Annotated in this window: 16 protein-coding genes; 8 read left to right on the forward strand and 8 right to left on the reverse strand. The window is 70.3% G+C overall.

Annotation, left to right across the window (positions count from 1 at the left end; genetic code table 11):
- Window positions 1–68 precede the first annotated feature (68 nt).
- On the forward strand, window positions 69–995 hold the full coding sequence (locus L324_RS11035; protein WP_037306411.1) for a universal stress protein: 927 nt from the start codon (window positions 69–71) through the stop codon (window positions 993–995).
- Window positions 996–1,283: 288 nt separating this feature from the next.
- Here the strand turns inward: L324_RS11035 and L324_RS11040 are convergent, their stop codons facing one another.
- Complete coding sequence (locus tag L324_RS11040; protein WP_173426367.1) at window positions 1,284–1,796, reverse strand: phosphatase PAP2 family protein; 513 nt, start codon at window positions 1,794–1,796, stop codon at window positions 1,284–1,286.
- A 113-nt stretch (window positions 1,797–1,909) separates the two neighbouring features.
- Between L324_RS11040 and L324_RS11045 the strand changes: the two genes are divergently transcribed.
- Window positions 1,910–3,367, forward strand: a complete 1,458-nt coding sequence (locus L324_RS11045; RefSeq protein ID WP_037306181.1) for an aminotransferase class I/II-fold pyridoxal phosphate-dependent enzyme — start codon at window positions 1,910–1,912, stop codon at window positions 3,365–3,367.
- Window positions 3,368–3,376: 9 nt separating this feature from the next.
- Here L324_RS11045 and L324_RS11050 read toward each other — a convergent pair whose 3' ends face one another.
- Window positions 3,377–3,736, reverse strand: a complete 360-nt coding sequence (locus tag L324_RS11050; protein WP_037306182.1) for a hypothetical protein — start codon at window positions 3,734–3,736, stop codon at window positions 3,377–3,379.
- Window positions 3,737–3,807: 71 nt separating this feature from the next.
- Between L324_RS11050 and L324_RS11055 the strand changes: the two genes are divergently transcribed.
- Complete coding sequence (locus L324_RS11055; protein WP_037306183.1) at window positions 3,808–4,890, forward strand: carboxylate-amine ligase; 1,083 nt, start codon at window positions 3,808–3,810, stop codon at window positions 4,888–4,890.
- A gap of 10 nt (window positions 4,891–4,900) precedes the next feature.
- On the opposite strand, the gene L324_RS11060 is transcribed toward L324_RS11055, so the two are convergent.
- The 4 genes from L324_RS11060 to L324_RS11075 all read right to left on the reverse strand — a co-directional run bounded on the left by L324_RS11060 (window position 4,901) and on the right by L324_RS11075 (window position 9,725).
- Window positions 4,901–5,347 (reverse strand): DUF6098 family protein, encoded by a 447-nt coding sequence (locus L324_RS11060; protein ID WP_037306184.1) that lies wholly within the window; start codon window positions 5,345–5,347, stop codon window positions 4,901–4,903.
- A 156-nt stretch (window positions 5,348–5,503) separates the two neighbouring features.
- Entirely contained in the window at window positions 5,504–6,412 is a 909-nt protein-coding gene (locus L324_RS11065) for an alpha/beta hydrolase fold domain-containing protein (protein WP_037306186.1), read from the reverse strand.
- A complete protein-coding gene (locus L324_RS11070) occupies window positions 6,399–8,423 on the reverse strand; it encodes a CocE/NonD family hydrolase (RefSeq protein ID WP_037306187.1) in 2,025 nt (674 codons plus the stop codon). The genes L324_RS11065 and L324_RS11070 overlap by 14 nt, the downstream gene beginning before the upstream one ends.
- A 3-nt stretch (window positions 8,424–8,426) precedes the next feature.
- Window positions 8,427–9,725 carry an ATP-grasp domain-containing protein gene (locus L324_RS11075; RefSeq protein WP_037306188.1) on the reverse strand — a complete coding sequence of 433 codons (1,299 nt, stop codon included), beginning with the start codon at window positions 9,723–9,725 and terminating at the stop codon, window positions 8,427–8,429.
- Window positions 9,726–9,808: 83 nt separating this feature from the next.
- On the opposite strand from L324_RS11075, the gene L324_RS11080 reads away from it, so the two are divergent.
- From L324_RS11080 to L324_RS11090, 3 genes are read left to right on the forward strand one after another with little or no spacing between them, the layout of a single operon-like run.
- The gene (locus tag L324_RS11080) at window positions 9,809–11,323 is read left to right on the forward strand and encodes an FAD-dependent oxidoreductase (protein ID WP_037306189.1); all 1,515 of its coding nucleotides are present in this window, start codon (window positions 9,809–9,811) and stop codon (window positions 11,321–11,323) included.
- Window positions 11,323–12,420, forward strand: coding sequence for a carboxylate-amine ligase (locus L324_RS11085; protein WP_037306190.1), 1,098 nt, complete (start codon window positions 11,323–11,325; stop codon window positions 12,418–12,420). The genes L324_RS11080 and L324_RS11085 overlap by 1 nt, the downstream gene beginning before the upstream one ends.
- A gap of 18 nt (window positions 12,421–12,438) precedes the next feature.
- On the forward strand, window positions 12,439–13,449 hold the full coding sequence (locus L324_RS11090; RefSeq protein WP_037306192.1) for an iron-containing redox enzyme family protein: 1,011 nt from the start codon (window positions 12,439–12,441) through the stop codon (window positions 13,447–13,449).
- Here the strand turns inward: L324_RS11090 and L324_RS11095 are convergent.
- Together L324_RS11095 and L324_RS11100 are read right to left on the reverse strand one after the other, a co-directional pair.
- Window positions 13,417–13,632, reverse strand: coding sequence for a CDGSH iron-sulfur domain-containing protein (locus L324_RS11095; RefSeq protein ID WP_037306193.1), 216 nt, complete (start codon window positions 13,630–13,632; stop codon window positions 13,417–13,419). The genes L324_RS11090 and L324_RS11095 overlap by 33 nt on opposite strands.
- On the reverse strand, window positions 13,616–14,305 hold the full coding sequence (locus tag L324_RS11100) for a HemK2/MTQ2 family protein methyltransferase (RefSeq protein WP_037306194.1): 690 nt from the start codon (window positions 14,303–14,305) through the stop codon (window positions 13,616–13,618). Before L324_RS11100 ends, L324_RS11095 begins: the two co-directional genes overlap by 17 nt.
- A gap of 155 nt (window positions 14,306–14,460) precedes the next feature.
- Between L324_RS11100 and L324_RS43070 the strand changes: the two genes are divergently transcribed.
- Window positions 14,461–14,601: a hypothetical protein gene (locus L324_RS43070; RefSeq protein ID WP_162835860.1), complete on the forward strand. Its 141-nt coding sequence runs from the start codon at window positions 14,461–14,463 to the stop codon at window positions 14,599–14,601.
- 103 nt (window positions 14,602–14,704) lie between these two features.
- The gene (locus L324_RS43550; RefSeq protein ID WP_051173854.1) at window positions 14,705–14,923 is read left to right on the forward strand and encodes a DUF4383 domain-containing protein; all 219 of its coding nucleotides are present in this window, start codon (window positions 14,705–14,707) and stop codon (window positions 14,921–14,923) included.
- Window positions 14,924–14,951: the final 28 nt, after the last annotated feature.

The raw sequence follows: 14,951 nt of genomic DNA on the forward strand, positions 1-14,951 counted from the left end.
CGTCGCGGGCACCGCTGCTTGGGAACCGCGCGAAACGGGTACCCGGAACCCGTCGGGAGGTGATGGCGATGTCCGCTGCGCAGACCGGGGCGGGCCCGGTGGTGGTCGGCTTCGACGGTTCGCCCGAGGCGCGCCGGGCCGTCCGATGGGCGCTCGCCGAGGCGAAGAACCGGCGATGTGGCCTGGTGCTGGGGTACTGCGCGAGGGATCGCCTGCCACCGCCCGGTGCCGATCTGGTGGCCACGCCACTCGCGGAAGCCGTCCCGGAGGCCGCCGACGAGGCAGCCGCGGTGGAACCGGCGCGACGGCAGCTCGACGCGATGGCCGAAACGATCCAGCGCACCGATCCGGACGTCGACGTCCGGACGATCGTCCGTGGTGGGACGCCGGAGGCGGTGCTGACCTCGATCGCCGACGAGACGGACGCCGCGATGATCGTCCTGGGCGAGTCCCACGCCGGCGTCTTCACCCGCGCGGTCCTGGGATCGACCGAAGCCGAGGTGACCAAGGCGGCCGGGCGGCCGGTCATCGTCGTCCGCGGGGACGAGCCTCTTCCGGGTGGGCCGGTGGTGCTCGGCACCGACGGTTCGGAGCAGAGTTCCCCCGCCGCGGGTTTCGCCTTCGACTTCGCGGCCCGTCACGGGCTGGCCGTGCACGCGGTCCACGTGGCGCGACTTCCGGTCTGGGGTCCGACGAGTGAGCCGCTGCTCGGCGGACCGATCCTCGATCCGGCGCCCGGGGTGCCGCAGGAGATCTCCGACGAGCTGATCGCCCGCCAGCTGACCCCCTGGCGGGAGCGCTACCCGCAGGTTTCCGTGGAGGTCGTGCACGACATCGGGCCTGCCGGCCAGGCACTGACCGGGCAATCCACCGACGCGGCCCTGCTGGTGCTCGGCCGGAGCGACCACGGCGCGCTGCGGCGGCTGCTGCTCGGCTCGGTCAGCGACGACGCCCTCCACCACGCCCGCTGCCCAGTCGCCGTAGTGCGCGCCTAGCCCCCCGCCCCCCGCATTTCGTCCTCTAAACGCGGCCACCCACGCCCCCCCAGAGCGCATTTCGTCCTCTGAATGCGGGGGCTTTCGCCCCGGATGGTCACTCGCTGTGGCTGGCGGGGCGTGAGTGTTACCGCTAGTGAGGGGTGCGGCGGGGGGTGAAGGGAACTTTCCCCGCATGCGATGCGAGGAAAGCGTCCTTCGCCGCATGAGATGAGGGGAAGGGGCCCTTCACCCGCTTTCGGGGCCCTTCACCCGCTCCCGAGACCTGCGCGGCCACGGTCGTGGGGCTCAGGCGCGACGGCGCAGGAGGTACGCCACCGTGCAGCCCAGCGCGACCCCGCCGAGGACGTCGGTGGGCCAGTGGACCCGCGTCCGCATCCGGCCGTAGCAGACCGCGACGGCCAGCGGGGCGATCGCGGCACCGGCTTTCGGTGCCCGCAGGGCGACAGCGGTGGTGAAGGCCGAGGCCGTCACCGCGTGCTTCGAGGGAAACGACGACGAACTCGGCCGCTCGGGCAGCGATTCCCGCGCGGGCAGATGCCGGGCGGGAGGACAGGGTCGCCGCACCAGCGCGCTGAGCAGATGCCCGCACGCCATCCCCGCCCCCGCGGCCACCAGCCCGCGCCCGGCGGCCCGACGGGAGTTCCCGCGCCGGGAAGCGAGCAGCGCCGCGACGACCAGCCACAGCAGACCACCCCGCGCCGCGGTCGTCACCGCGATCAGCACCGGATGCGGCCGCGACGTCGGCAGCTCGTTGTCGTCCAGTTCACGCAGGGCGTCTTCACCTTCGAAGCCCGTCAAGGGCCACCACCTCCTGACCGGTCGGTTACCCCGAACGGGCGAAGATCACGCACAGCGCCCGGAGTACCCCAATGGGTTGTTTCGGCCACCCGCGCCGGGGTTACCCCGCACGCATGGATCAGCGCAGGGCACCCGTGCTCGACGCGGTGCGCGACTACCGCGACCGGGGCTTCGTGCCGTTCAACGCCCCCGGGCACAAGCAGGGCCGGGGCGTCGACCCGAGCGTGCTCGAAGTCCTCGGTGGAGATGTGTTCGCTTCGGACATCATCGCGCTCAACGGGCTCGACGACCGGCTGATGCGCGCCGGTGTCCTCTCCGAGGCGCAGGAACTGATGGCCGACGCGGTCGGCGCGGAGCACACCTTCTTCTCGACCTGCGGCAGCTCACTCTCGGTCAAGAGCGCGATGCTGTCGGTCGCCGGTCCGCACGAAAAGCTGCTCGTCCCCCGGCACGTGCACAAATCCGTGATCTCGGGACTGATCATCAGTGGCGTCTGCCCGGTGTGGGTTCGCCCGCGCTGGGACAGCGAACAGCATCTGACCCATCCGCCCGGCCCGCGGGAGTACGCCGCCGCGTTCGAACGCGACCCGGAGGTCAAGGGCGCGCTCATGGTGACACCGACCGACTATGGCACCTGCGGCGACATCCGCGCGGTCGCCGGAACCTGCCATGAACGCGGCATCCCGCTGGTCGTCGACGAAGCCTGGGGTGCCCACCTCCCCTTCCACGACGACCTGCCGCCGTGGGCGATGAACGCCGGGGCCGACGTCTGCGTGACCAGCGTGCACAAGATGGGGGCCGCGGTCGAGCAGAGTTCGGTGTTCCACCTCCAGGGGGATCGCGTCGATCCCACCGTGCTCAAGGCGCGGGAAGACCTGCTGGGCACGACCAGCCCCAGTTCGCTCGTGTACGCCACGCTCGACGGCTGGCGACGGCAGATGGCCTTGCACGGCAAGGAACTGCTCACCGCCGCGCTGGAGCTGGTGTCCTCGGTACGACGGAGTGCCGGCGAGATCGACGGGCTCCGGGTCCTGCACGACGAATTCCTCGGGCCGCGGCTGGCCGATTCCGTCGACCCGCTGAAGGTGGTGGTGGATCTTCACGAACTCGGGATCAGCGGCTACCAGGCCGCGGACTGGCTGCGTGACCATCGCGACGTCACCGTCGGGCTTTCCGATCACCGCCGGATCGTCGCCCAGTTCAACCATTCCGACGACGAGAAGACGGCGGCCACCCTCCTCGACGCCCTCGAAGCCTTGACCAAGGCCGATCTGCCGACGCCGCCCGAAGTCCGCATCCCAGACCCCGAAGACTTCGAACTGGAGACGGCGATGCTGCCGCGGGACGCCTTCTTCGGCCCGGCGGAACAAGTGTCGGCCGACCAGGCCCCCGGCCGGATCTGCGCCGAGATGATCACGCCCTACCCGCCGGGAGCGCCCGCCGTCCTGCCCGGCGAGGTGCTGACCGAACCGATCCTCGACTACCTGCGCAGCGGGCTCGCCGCGGGAATGGAACTGCCCGATCCGGCCGACGCGGAACTGAAGTCGATCCGGGTGGTCGCCCGCGGGTGACGCGCGTGTTCACCGGGCGGTGAGCTCGCCGAGCATCTTCTGCGAGGTACGCAGTTCGTCGGCCATCAGGAGACCGCCCGCGCGGGCCTGGACCAGCGCACGGCCGACATCGGCCACCTTGTCCCACGCCTCGCCCGCCGCGTCGGCCGAACCGAGTTCGCCGGACAGCAGCTGTTCCTCCAGCTGCTCCTGCAGGCCCGGCAGCACATGCGCCAGGTCGTCGGTCAGCTGCCGCAGCGCGCCGAGGGTGCGGAAAAGGTCGGCGGGTGAGTCGGCCCCGCCCTCCCGTACGCGCCGGTACAGCCGGCGCACGACGGTTCCGGCCTGCGCGGCCAGCAGATACGGCGGCTCCGCCGACATGGGTTCCATGCCGTCAAGTACCCGGTTCCGCGTCCCGGAAAACACGTTTGCCCAGGGCATACCCCGGGTATCTGCGGCGGGTGAAGGACGACGTACTGACGTTCGGTATCGAGGAAGAGTTCTTCGTGGTGGGCCGGGACGGCCACCTGTCCCAGACGGGCGACGTCGTGGTCGACGCGGCGGACGAGGACGAAGGCGAGCTTCAGCACGAACTCACTCGCTCGCAGGCCGAATCGGCCACCGACATCTGCACCACGCACGACGAGGCCGTGCGGCAGCTGCGGAACCTGCGCGCGGATCTGGCGAAGGCCGCCGCCCGGCGCGGCTGCCGCCTGCTGCCGTGCGGCAGCAGCCCGCTGGCGGAAAGCGAACTCCCGGCCATCACGCCGAATCCGCGCTACGAACGGATGGCCGAGCATTTCGGGGCCACCGCGCGGACCTCACACACCTGTGGCTGCCACGTCCATATCGCCATCCCCGACCGCGAAACCGGCATCCGGGTGATCGCCCGCGTCCGCCCGTGGTTGCCCGCCCTCCTGACGGTCACCGCGAATTCCGCCATCTGCGACGGCTACGACACCAGCTACAGCAGCTGGCGGTACCAGCAGTGGAGCCGGTGGCCTTCGGCCGGGCCGCCGCCGGCGTTCACGTCGCTGGACCACTACGAAAGCATCGTGGACGGCTGGCTGCGCGCGGGCGCGATCCTCGATCGCCAGATGATCTATTGGGACGTAAGGCTTTCCGAGAAACAGCCGACGCTGGAGTTCCGGTTCGCCGACGTCGCCGCCACTCCCGAGGAAGCCGGCCTGTTCGGAGCGCTGATCCGCGGCGTGGTCGCCACGATCCTCGGCTCGGACGAACGGCCGGCCGACCTGCCCAACGAAGTCCTGCGAGCGCACCTTTGGCGCGCTTCACGGGAGGGACTTTCCGGCCGCTGCCCCCATCCCCGGACCGGCGACCTCGCTCCCGCCACGGAGGTGCTCGACGACGTCGTCGCCTTCGCGGCCGGTGCGCTCAAGGAGAACGGCGACTTCGACTTCGTCCGCGACGGCTGTGCCCGGCTCGTCGAAGGGGGCTCCGGAGCCGACCGGCAACGGGCCCGGTTCGCCGAACGGAACCGGGCCGAGGACGTCGTCGATCTGCTGGCCGTCCGGACGGGCTGACCGGCGGCGTTCAGATCCGGTCGAGTTCCGGCGGACGGCGCAGCGGACCCCATTCGGAGTCGTCCTTCGCGTGAGCGCGCAGCAGGTCCCGTGCTTCGGTCAGCACCGCCGTGGAGATCCGGGCGACGGGCTCCGGATCGGTGAGCAACGGTTCGTTGTCCGGTCCGGAGCCGACGATCCGGCCGGCCAGTACCCACGGTTTCGTCTCACGACGCCGTTCGTGCCGCAGGTGGCAGTAGTCGTACAGCCTCCTGGCCAGCCACAGTTCCAGCGGCCGATCGCGCCACCACGGTTCGGGATCGAGGGGATTCACCGACAGCCCGGGCAGTTCCGCGCCGGTGAGCTCGTCCCGGCTGGTGCCCGGCCGGTGTTCCGGCGACGGCGCCCAGCGCACGTAAAGGTCTTCCCGCCGTCGTACCAGGTCGGCGAGTTCCCCCAAGGAGGTCACTTCCCGCATCGAACACTCCGCAAGTGGTAACGGTGACCGGCGCGCCGGCGTCCCTGCTCCGCCGGGGCTGCCCACGCCGGTCCACCTCGCGGCCGGTGGACGCACAACCTCGCTACGCCGGCCGCTCTCCTCCGGATACCCGTTCAGTCCGCCACTACACCGGATTCAGCGGCGATCGACGAGATGGGCGATCTCTTCGACGGCGAGTGCCGCCTCCGGGATCGCGGCGATCATCCAGGCGTGGATCATGCCTTCGAATTCGTGGTAGCCGAGCCGCACACCCTGTTCGGTGCAGAGCGTCCGCAGCCGCCGCGCGTCGGTGAGCAGGACGTCGCGGGTCCCGATGTGGACGGTCAAGTTCCCGAGCCCGGTGAGATCGCCGGAAACCGGGCTGAGGCGGGGATCCGTCCGCGGCAACGGCCCGCTGTAGAGCCGCGCGGCCTCGTTCAGCCCGGTGAGCGCGAGGTACGGATCGCGCCGGTCCAGCGCGGGCTGCGCCGGATGGCTCATCGTGAGATCCAGCCACGGCGAAAGGAGCACGGTCTCCTTCGGCACGGGACGGCCGCTGTCGCGCAGCGATTTGACGAGTTCGAGCGCGATACCGGCGCCCGCGGAGTCGCCCATCACGACCTGCTCCTCCGGCTGGAGCCCGGCGGCGAACTTGTCGTAGGCCCGCCTCACGAACTCGACGGTCTCCGGACACTGGTGGGCGGGCGCCAGCGGGTAGATCGGCACGGTCACCGTGCAGCCGGTCCGGGAGATCAGCCGCCCGAAGAACTTCCAGTGATCGTGCTGGATCTGGTGCACGTACGCGCCGCCGTGGAAGTACAGCACCTGCTTGCCGATCCCGGCGTCGTGCGGCCGGATCGTGTAGCACGGCCGTCCGTCCACATCGGACTCACGGACGTCGAACCGGCGGCGGATCGACCGGCTGGGCTCGGTGTGCCCCTCGCGCTGGCTGCGTTCGATGCTCTTCCGGAAGCGGTCGATGTCGGCGTAAGTGCGCTTCCGGTTGGTCAGCCGCAACCAGGCGTACAGCGCCCTCGCGCGCAGGCTCGTCTTAGACGTGGTCACGGGGAACCGTCCGATGCCAGTTGCGGGAGAACGCCCTTCGTTCACCCTCGTATCCGTCGAGCTGGGCGTCGATGACGAATTCGGTGGGGGTACAGGAAACCCGGGTGCGGGTCTCGGACCTGGCCTCCCAGTCGCCGCGGGCGAAGGTGATCGACCACGAGGTTTCCGCGACAGGGGAACAGAAGTCGTCCGCCACCCACGAGTAGCTCTCCAGCACGTTCCTGGTGACTTCGAGGTCGATGTCGTCGAAGCGGACCTTCCCCGCGTTCTTCACGATGTCGAGCGCGGACCGGTAGTCGATCAGGTCACGGGAGACCGTCCAGCGCTGCTCGCCGGGTTCGAGTTGCGTGACGGGCAGGGGTTCCGTTCCCTCGGGCTCGCCGAACGGTCGCGCGGGCACCTCGTCCGCCTCGGCCATCGGGCGGACCGGCAGCGTCAGCGCACTCTGTCCGGTGTGGACGGTCACCATCGCCGGTTCCGGCGGCGGCCAGGCCAGCGGCCAGTAGGACGACGAGAGCGAAAGCCGGATCCGGTGCCCGGCCGGGAACGCCTGTGCGACGGCGTTGAGTTCGATCCGCACCCGGTAGGTCTTCCCGGGTTCCACCGGTTCCGGATCGTCGTGCCCGTCCCGGTGGGTCAGGTTCAGCAGCCCGTAGGTCACGCGGGTGGCCCGGCCGTCCGGTGCGACGTCGGACAGGCGGGCGGCGATCATCGCCACCGGCTTGTCCGCGGAGACCTCCAGGTCCACCACCGGGGAACCGAGGATCTCGCACGGTTCGGTGAGTTCGTCGGTGTCGAAGACGAGCGAGCCGCCGTCCTCTTCCCGCTGGTCGTAGGGCAGGTCGGGCGGTGCGCTGTAGGAGGCCCACTTCCCGGCGAACTGGCCGACCGACAGCGGCGACTCCACGGACAGCCGCTCGGCCGGGACCTCCTCGCCGGGGCGCGCGATCCGGTGCCGCGCGAGCCGGTGCTCCGACGGGTGGACATGCGGCGACGGCCAGGACGGCTCCCCCACCCAGCGGCCGGGCCGGTCCTCGTAGGAGGTGGACGGCGGCACGCTGTCCTGCATCCAGGTCTGGAGCATCGGCCCGTCCATGACGCCGTTCTCGACGTCCTTGAGCCAGTGATCCCACCAGCGGACCAGTTCCTGCAGGTAGCCGATGGCCGGACCGGGCTGCCCCAGATGCGGGTACTTGTGCGACCACGGCCCGATCAGCCCGCGGCGCGGGACGTCGAGGTTGGCCAGCAGGCGGGAGACGGCGTTCGAATAGCCGTCGGCCCAGCCGCTGGAGGCGAGCACCGGCACCTGGATGTCGCTGTAGTTCTCGCAGACCGACGCGTGCCGCCAGTAGTCGTCACGACGCTGGTGGCCCAGCCATTCGCCGATCCACAGGCTGCAGTTCTCCAGTCGTTCGAACCACAGGTCGCGCCACCGCTCCCCCGCCAGCGCCGGGTCGGGCGGCAACGTGCTGTAGGCGAACATGGTCGACGCCTCGGCGACGTTGTCCGAGAGCAGGCAGCCGCCCATGTAGTGCATGTCGTCGGCGTACCGGTCGTCGGTGAAGGACGAGATCGCGATCGCGGCGAGGCCGGGTGGTTTGCGCGCGGCGGTCTGCAGCGCGGCGAACCCGCCCCAGGAGATGCCCATCATCCCGGTCCGGCCGGTGCACCACGGCTGTGCCGCGATCCACTCGAGGACCTCTTCCGCGTCGAGCTGTTCCCGCTCGAGGTACTCGTCGGCGAGCACTCCCTCCGACTCCCCCGAACCGCGGATGTCCACGCGGACACAGGCGTACCCGTGGCCCGCCAGATACGGGTGATGCACCGAGTCCCGCACCGAGGTCAGATCGCGATGGCGGTACGGGATGTACTCCAGGATCGCGGGCACCGGTTCGGTGTCCGAGGCGACCGGACGCCAGACCCTGGCCGACAGCCTGATCCCATCGGACATCGGGATCCAGACGTGGTCGTCCTCGGTGATCTCGTACGGCAGCGAAGCCACCGTCCGCATGGGCTATCCCTCCTCGAATTCGAACCGCAGCGCTTCGGTGCACCGGCGGTACTTGTGCTCCATCTCCCGTTCGGTCTGCGCCGCGACGAAGAGATGGGCGAGTTCGTAGCTGTAGCTGTCCTGTGCCGGGAGATCCGAAAGCCGCATGCCCTTCTCCGGCACGATCTCGATCTTCACGCCGGGGATCTCGGCCTCCAGGTCGGCGATCTCGGCGCGGGTGGGGATCCGCGTGACCATCCCGTCCTCGAAGCGGCGGTAGTACCACTTGCCCGCGATCTGGTAGTCACCGCGGTGCCGCCGCTCGCCGGGATCCTCGCCGAGCCCGAGTTTCACCATGATCTGGTGGTTCGCCATCCCGTCGACGTATTCGAAGAGCTCGGCGTGGGACTGCGAATGCCGCGGGTTGATCTCCAGCAGGCACGCCTGCCCGGATTCGGGATGGCAGAAGAACTCGATGCTGAAGGTGGCGTTGTCGAAGCCGATCTGCTCCATCACCAGTACCGAAATCTCCTTCATCCGGCGGACGGAGTCGTCGGGCAACTGTGACGGATACTGATGTCTCAGAAAGCAAGGCGTGTCGGGATAGTTGATCGAATCGAGCGCGCCGTACACGGTCACCTGTCCGTTGTGGACATACCCTTCGGTCGCGGCCTGGACACCGTTGAGCGCGCCTTCCGCCAGGCAAGCCGCTCCACCGGCATCGGCCACCTCGGCGGGAAGGTCGACCTTGCCGAGGATGTGGTCGAACGGTTTCCCGACCCGGTCGACCCCGGACCGGATCTCGGCGACGGCCTTCGCGAACTCGGCGTCGTCCTCGACATGGAAGGCCAGTTCGGAGGAGAACGACTTCACCGGCTTGAGCCACATGGGGTAATCCACGCCCTCCGGTGGCGCCGGATCCTCGTCGTCCAGATCGACGATGCCGAAGTCGGGCAGCTCGTCGATCACCTTCGCCTGTTCGAGCCTGCTCCAGTACTTGTGCTCGCATTTGAGCACGGCTTCGAGCGAGACACCGGGCAGCCCGTACTTGTCGCACAGCATCGCCACCATCGTCGAGGCCGGGAAGTCCCAGTAGCTGACGATGGCGTCGATCGTGCCGTCGAAGGCGTCCAGCTGCCGTTGTGCCTTCTCCAGGAGCTCCAGGATCGGGATCTCTCCGTACTGGAGTTCCTCGACCGACAGCAACGGGTGGAAGCGGTACCGGTCCGCGCCCGGAACGCGCCGCAGCACCTCCTCGTTGCTCTCGTCCAGACCGATCACGAAGATGTTCTTTTCCTCGGGGGACCCAGGACCTGTGTTCATGGACGGCGGCTACCCGGATCCCGGACCCCGAAAACCCCGCGGTCGCTGGTTTGCCCCCGTTGCCGCGCGGGAATCCGGGCGCCATGACGGAGTTGCCCGGAACGCGTTCACTGTGGCTCGACACCGCGCCCGCCCCCGACCGGACCGGGACCCCGCTGCCCGCCGAAGTCGACGTCGCCGTCCTCGGCGGTGGCATCGCGGGACTGACCACCGCCTACCGGCTGGCCAGGGCGGGACGTTCGGTGCTCGTCCTGGAGGCGGCCCGCCTCGCGGCCGGCGTGTCCGGCCACACCACGGCGAAGATCAGCACCCAGCACGGGCTCAAGTACGCCACGCTGGCCAAGACCAAGGGCGCCGAAGCCGCCGCGACCTATGCGTACACGCAGGCCGCGGCGCTGGACTGGATCGCCGCGGCTTCGGCCGAACTCGGGATCGACTGCGGGTTCACCCGGGCGGACAGCTTCGTCTACACGACCCGCCCCGAGACCGTGGAGAGCCTCGAACGGGAGGCCGAGGCCGCCGCCGAAGCGGGTCTTCCCGCCTCCTTCGTCACCGACATCGACCTCGACGTGCCGTCCCTCGGCGCGGTGAAGTTCACCGGGCAGGCCCACTTCCATCCTCGCCGCTGGCTGCTCGGCCTGGCGGACCAGATCGAACGCGCGGGCGGCACGATCGTGGAAGGCGTCCGCGCGGAGGGCGTCGACGAACTCGGCGGCACCCGCGTCCGGACCACCGCGGGCGAGGTGCGCGCGGGGGAAGTCGTGGTGACGACCCATTATCCGGTGTTCGACCGCGGGTTGTTCTTCGCCAGGCTCGACCCGGTGCGCGATCTGGTCGTCGCGGGCCCGGTCGCGGGGAACCGGCGGCCGGAAGGGATGTACCTCGACGCCGACACGCACCATTCCGTCCGCGGTTACCTCAACGACGGCGTCCCGTACGCGGTCGCCGGTGGTGAGCACTATCGCGTCGGGGACTCCGTCGACGTCGAGAGCCGCTACGAACGGCTGGCGAGCTGGGCCGGTGAGCACGCGGGCGTGCATCGCGTGACCCACCGCTGGTCCGCGCACGATCTGTCCACTGTGGACTCGGTGCCGTACGTCGGGCGCTATCACCCGGCGAGCCGTCATCTCTGGGTCGCCACCGGCTTCGGCCAGTGGGGGATGACCGGGGGTACCGCGGCGGGGCTGCTGCTCGCGGACCTGCTCACCGGCCGGGACAACCCGTCGGTGAGCCTGTACGACCCGAACCGTTTCGACCTCCGCTCCGCGATCACCGCGGTCGAGAACAACGCCACGGTGGCGAAGTTCCTGGTGGGCGACCACGTCAGCGCCTTGCGGAAGCCCGCGGCGCTGGACGAACTGGCTCCCGGCGAGGCCAAGGTCACCCGCGACGGGGGCGAACTCGTCGCCGCCTACCGCGATCCCGGCGGTGAACTGCACGCCGTCGGCGCGCATTGCACCCACCTCGGTTGCCTGGTCGCGTTCAACAACGCGGAGAAGACCTGGGACTGCCCCTGCCACGGCTCGCGCTTCGGCCTCGACGGCTCGGTGATCCAGGGACCCGCCGTGCACGCGCTGCCGAAGAAGCGGGAGCGGTGATGACCGGCATCGGTGTCGAGGAGGAGTTCCTGCTGGTCGACCCCAGAACCGGGGTGAGCTGCCCGCGGGCGGAGGCGGTGCACGCGCGGCAGCGGGCCTGCTGTCCGCTGCCCGACGGCGCCGCCGTGCACCGGGAACTGCGGCCGACGCAGATCGAGGCCGCCACCGGCGTCTGCGACACCTCCGAGGAGCTGTACCGGCATCTCGTCGTTGGACGGCGTTCCCTCGCCGAAGCGGCCGCCGCCGAGGACTGCGCCATCATCGCCTCGGGCACCCCCCTGTGCGGCTCACCCGAGCGCGACCTTCCGGCCGACGACCGGTTCGGCAAGGTGGACGACCTGTACGCCGGAGTGGTGACGTCCTACGAAGCCTGCGGCTGTCACGTCCACATCGGCGTGCCCGACCGCGACCTCGCGGTCGCCGTGGTGAACCATCTGGCCGAATGGCTGCCCACCCTGCTCGCCCTGTCCGGGAACTCCCCGTTCGACGGCGGCCGCGACAGCGGCTACGATAGCTGGCGGATGGTGGAGCAGAGCCGGTTCCCCGGCTCCGGGATCGCACCGCACTTCGCGGACATCGAGGACTACGAGATCCAGGTCGACAGGCTGCTCGATTGCGGCGTGCTCGTCGACGCCAAGCAGACCTTCTGGCTCGCCAGGCCTTCGCCGCGCTGGCCGACGGTCGAGGTCCGAGCCGCCGATACGGCGTCCACTGTGGACGAAGCCGTCCTGCAGGCGCTGCTGACCAGGGCACTGGTGCGCACCGCGCTCGCGGCGCTGGCCAGTGGCGTCGAAGCCGATCCGCTGGACCCGCAGATCGCGGCGGCCGCCGTCTGGTCGGCCGCGCGGTACGGCCTGTCCGGGACGGCCATCGATCCGGTGGCCGGAAAGCCGGTCCCGGCCATCGGACGGGTCGGCTCACTGCTGGCGCACACCCGGGACTCGCTGGCGGAGACCGGCGATCTGGAGCTGGTGCGCACCCTGCTCGAACGGCTGGAGCACGAGGGAACCGGCGCCGAACGGCAGCGCCGGGCCGCCGCCGACGGGGAGATCGCGGTGCTGCGGATGCTGACCGAGGAGACGGTTCCGCACGCGTAGATCGGGTACTCCCCCGGCATGACGACGACGGAACCGCAGGTGGCCGCGAGGTTGCCCGAAATCCGCGGCCCGCTGTCCGCCGCCGTGGTCGACACGCTGGCGGGTGGCCGCACGAACGACTTCGACCTCGACGAAACGCGGAGCGCCGATCCTTTCGGGGAAGATCTGCAGCTGGCCTTGCACGTTTGCTACGAACTGCACTACCAGGGGTTCGCCGGGGTCGACCCGGGCTGGGAGTGGGACCCGGGCCTGCTCCGGTTCCGTGCCGCGCTGGAACGGGTCTTCCTCGACGGCATCCGGGCCGCCGTCCCCGGCGGGGACGATGTCGACGGCCTCCTCGACGAACTGCTGGTCGAACCGGCCGACGGGACCGGTGTCTCGCATTTCCTGCGCGACGAAGGCGCCTGGTGGCAGATGGAGGAGTACTTCGCGCAGCGGTCGATCTACCACCTCAAGGAGGCCGATCCGCACGCGTGGGTGATCCCGCGGCTGCGGGGCAAGGCGAAGGCGGCGCTGGTCGCGGTCGAATTCGACGAATTCGGCGGCGGGAGGGCGGATCAGGCGCATTCCCGGCTGTTCGCGGACCTGCTGACCGCGGCCGGGCTGTCGCCGGGCTATCTCGCCTATCTGGACCACGTTCCGGGCTGCACGCTGGCGACGGTGAACATGATGTCGCTGTTCGGCCTGCACCGGAGCCTTCGCGGCGCCCTGGTCGGGCATTTCGCGTGTGCCGAGATCACCACGGCCCCGGCGGCCCGGCGGATGGACGAAGCACTGCGGCGGCTCGGCGGCGCGGCGGAGTGCCGGTACTTCTACACCGAGCACATCGAGGCGGACGCCGTGCACGAACAGGTGCTGCGCCACGACGTCATCGGCGATCTGCTGGCGCGGGAACCGGACCTCGCGGCGGACGTCGCACTGGGCATCCAGGCCACCGAGCTGCTGGAGACCCGCCTGGCCGACCACCTCCTGAAGGCGTGGTCGGCAGGCGAATCGTCACTCCTGCGGCCGCTGCATCCCCTGCCGTGAGCGGCGGCGGTGACTGGTGTCGCAGAAGGGGTAGCGCCTGCTGCGGCGGCAGGCGCAGAGGGCGACCACGAACCGGTCCGAGGTGACCGTCTCCCCCTCGGGGGTGACGACCTCGACCGGGCCCTCCACCAGCAGGGGGCCGCCGGGTTCGATCCGCACGCGGGTCCTACGGCCGGTCGGCACGGATCACCACCAGTTCTTCGTGCCGCTGCCCGGCGGTGATCAGGCCGGCGGCCGCGAGGAACTCCGCCCGCTCCCGCATCACCGGGCCGAACGGGATGAACCTGCTCGCCACCACGGCGGCGGTCATCCCGGCGGCCCGGAGCTGGTCCAGCGACTCGCCGACCCCCGACACGGCGGACTGGACCAGCAGGAGGTAGCCGCCGGGCGCGACCAGCGACGGTGCTTCCGAGCAGACCGGGCTCAGCACGATCCGCCCGTCCGGCCCGGCGTCCCACGCCCGGGCCGCGCCGGTCGCCGGGACCGGGCACGGCACGTAGGGCGGATTGGCCAGTACGACGTCGAACGGTCCCCCGCGGGCCGCCTCGGCCAGGCCGCCGCGCACCGGCCGGACCAGCAGCCGTCGCAGGCGCGCGTTCGCCCACACCGCGGCCAGGGCACGACGGGAGATGTCCACGGCGGTCACCGCACCGGCACCGCCCGCCGCGGCCGTCAGCGCGAGCGCGCCGGTGCCCGTGCACAGGTCGAGCACGCGAGCACCGTCCGGCATGCCGGACGCGCGCAACGCCGAGGCCAGCAACCAGGTGTCGTCCTGCGGGCGGTAGACCCCGGGCGGCCGGAGCAGCCACGGCCGCGCCGGGGTGAGTGGTCTCGCGGAACTGGTGATCGCGGTCATGGGGCCCCTCCGGTTCGCCGATTCGGTGTTTCCGGCTACCCCGGTCGTGCGGTGCCAAACGTCCACAGTGGCCACCGCGGCCGGGCCGCCGAAAGTGGTTAACCGGGCTCGGATGCGGGTAGCCGTGGGGCGAACTCACAGAGGCGAGGTGCCCGATGAACGGCGATGACCAGGACAAGACCGCGGCCTCCCGGCAGGCACGGAAGGAAAGCGACGAAGAACGTCAGGAAACGCGGGGAGAGCAAGGCACGTCCTCCGGCGACCCGCATGACGACACGGACCCGCAGTCCGGCTGAGCCGCCGGCGCTCTTCGCGCGGCAGGGCCGGAGCCGGTCCAGTCTCGTGAGTGGTAATGACGGTTCTAACCGTCATTACCACTCACGACCCACCGGGGCCCGTATGGATCCGGCCGCGATCCTCGCCTATTGCTGGATCGTTTTCGTCGCCTTCGCCGGTTTGACCGCTTTCGGCGTGCTTTCCGCGGCCACGGATTCCGCGGGCGACGCCGTCAATTTCGGCTGGGCCGACAATGTGCTGCACGCGCTCACTTCGCTGGCCGCTGTGACCGTCGCCCTTCTCGTCACGCGGCGCACGCGCCGGACGCGGGTCCGGGCGTGAACGCACGTTTAATCCGGCTTCCAGAGGT

This window comes from Amycolatopsis orientalis DSM 40040 = KCTC 9412, assembly GCF_000478275.1.
GTDB lineage: Bacteria > Actinomycetota > Actinomycetes > Mycobacteriales > Pseudonocardiaceae > Amycolatopsis > Amycolatopsis orientalis.

Bases quoted from the DNA above. Each gene is read 5' to 3' on its own strand.
- L324_RS43070 (WP_162835860.1), top strand. From the start codon at position 14,461: ATGAACGGCGATGACCAGGACAAGACCGCGGCCTCCCGGCAGGCACGG.
- L324_RS11060 (WP_037306184.1), bottom strand. From the start codon at position 5,347: ATGCGGGAAGTGACCTCCTTGGGGGAACTCGCCGACCTGGTACGACGG.
- L324_RS11075 (WP_037306188.1), bottom strand. From the start codon at position 9,725: ATGAACACAGGTCCTGGGTCCCCCGAGGAAAAGAACATCTTCGTGATC.
- L324_RS11085 (WP_037306190.1), top strand. From the start codon at position 11,323: ATGACCGGCATCGGTGTCGAGGAGGAGTTCCTGCTGGTCGACCCCAGA.
- L324_RS11090 (WP_037306192.1), top strand. From the start codon at position 12,439: ATGACGACGACGGAACCGCAGGTGGCCGCGAGGTTGCCCGAAATCCGC.
- L324_RS11045 (WP_037306181.1), top strand. From the start codon at position 1,910: ATGGATCAGCGCAGGGCACCCGTGCTCGACGCGGTGCGCGACTACCGC.
- L324_RS11070 (WP_037306187.1), bottom strand. From the start codon at position 8,423: ATGCGGACGGTGGCTTCGCTGCCGTACGAGATCACCGAGGACGACCAC.
- L324_RS11050 (WP_037306182.1), bottom strand. From the start codon at position 3,736: ATGGAACCCATGTCGGCGGAGCCGCCGTATCTGCTGGCCGCGCAGGCC.
- L324_RS11035 (WP_037306411.1), top strand. From the start codon at position 69: ATGTCCGCTGCGCAGACCGGGGCGGGCCCGGTGGTGGTCGGCTTCGAC.
- L324_RS11080 (WP_037306189.1), top strand. From the start codon at position 9,809: ATGACGGAGTTGCCCGGAACGCGTTCACTGTGGCTCGACACCGCGCCC.
- L324_RS43550 (WP_051173854.1), top strand. From the start codon at position 14,705: ATGGATCCGGCCGCGATCCTCGCCTATTGCTGGATCGTTTTCGTCGCC.
- L324_RS11100 (WP_037306194.1), bottom strand. From the start codon at position 14,305: ATGACCGCGATCACCAGTTCCGCGAGACCACTCACCCCGGCGCGGCCG.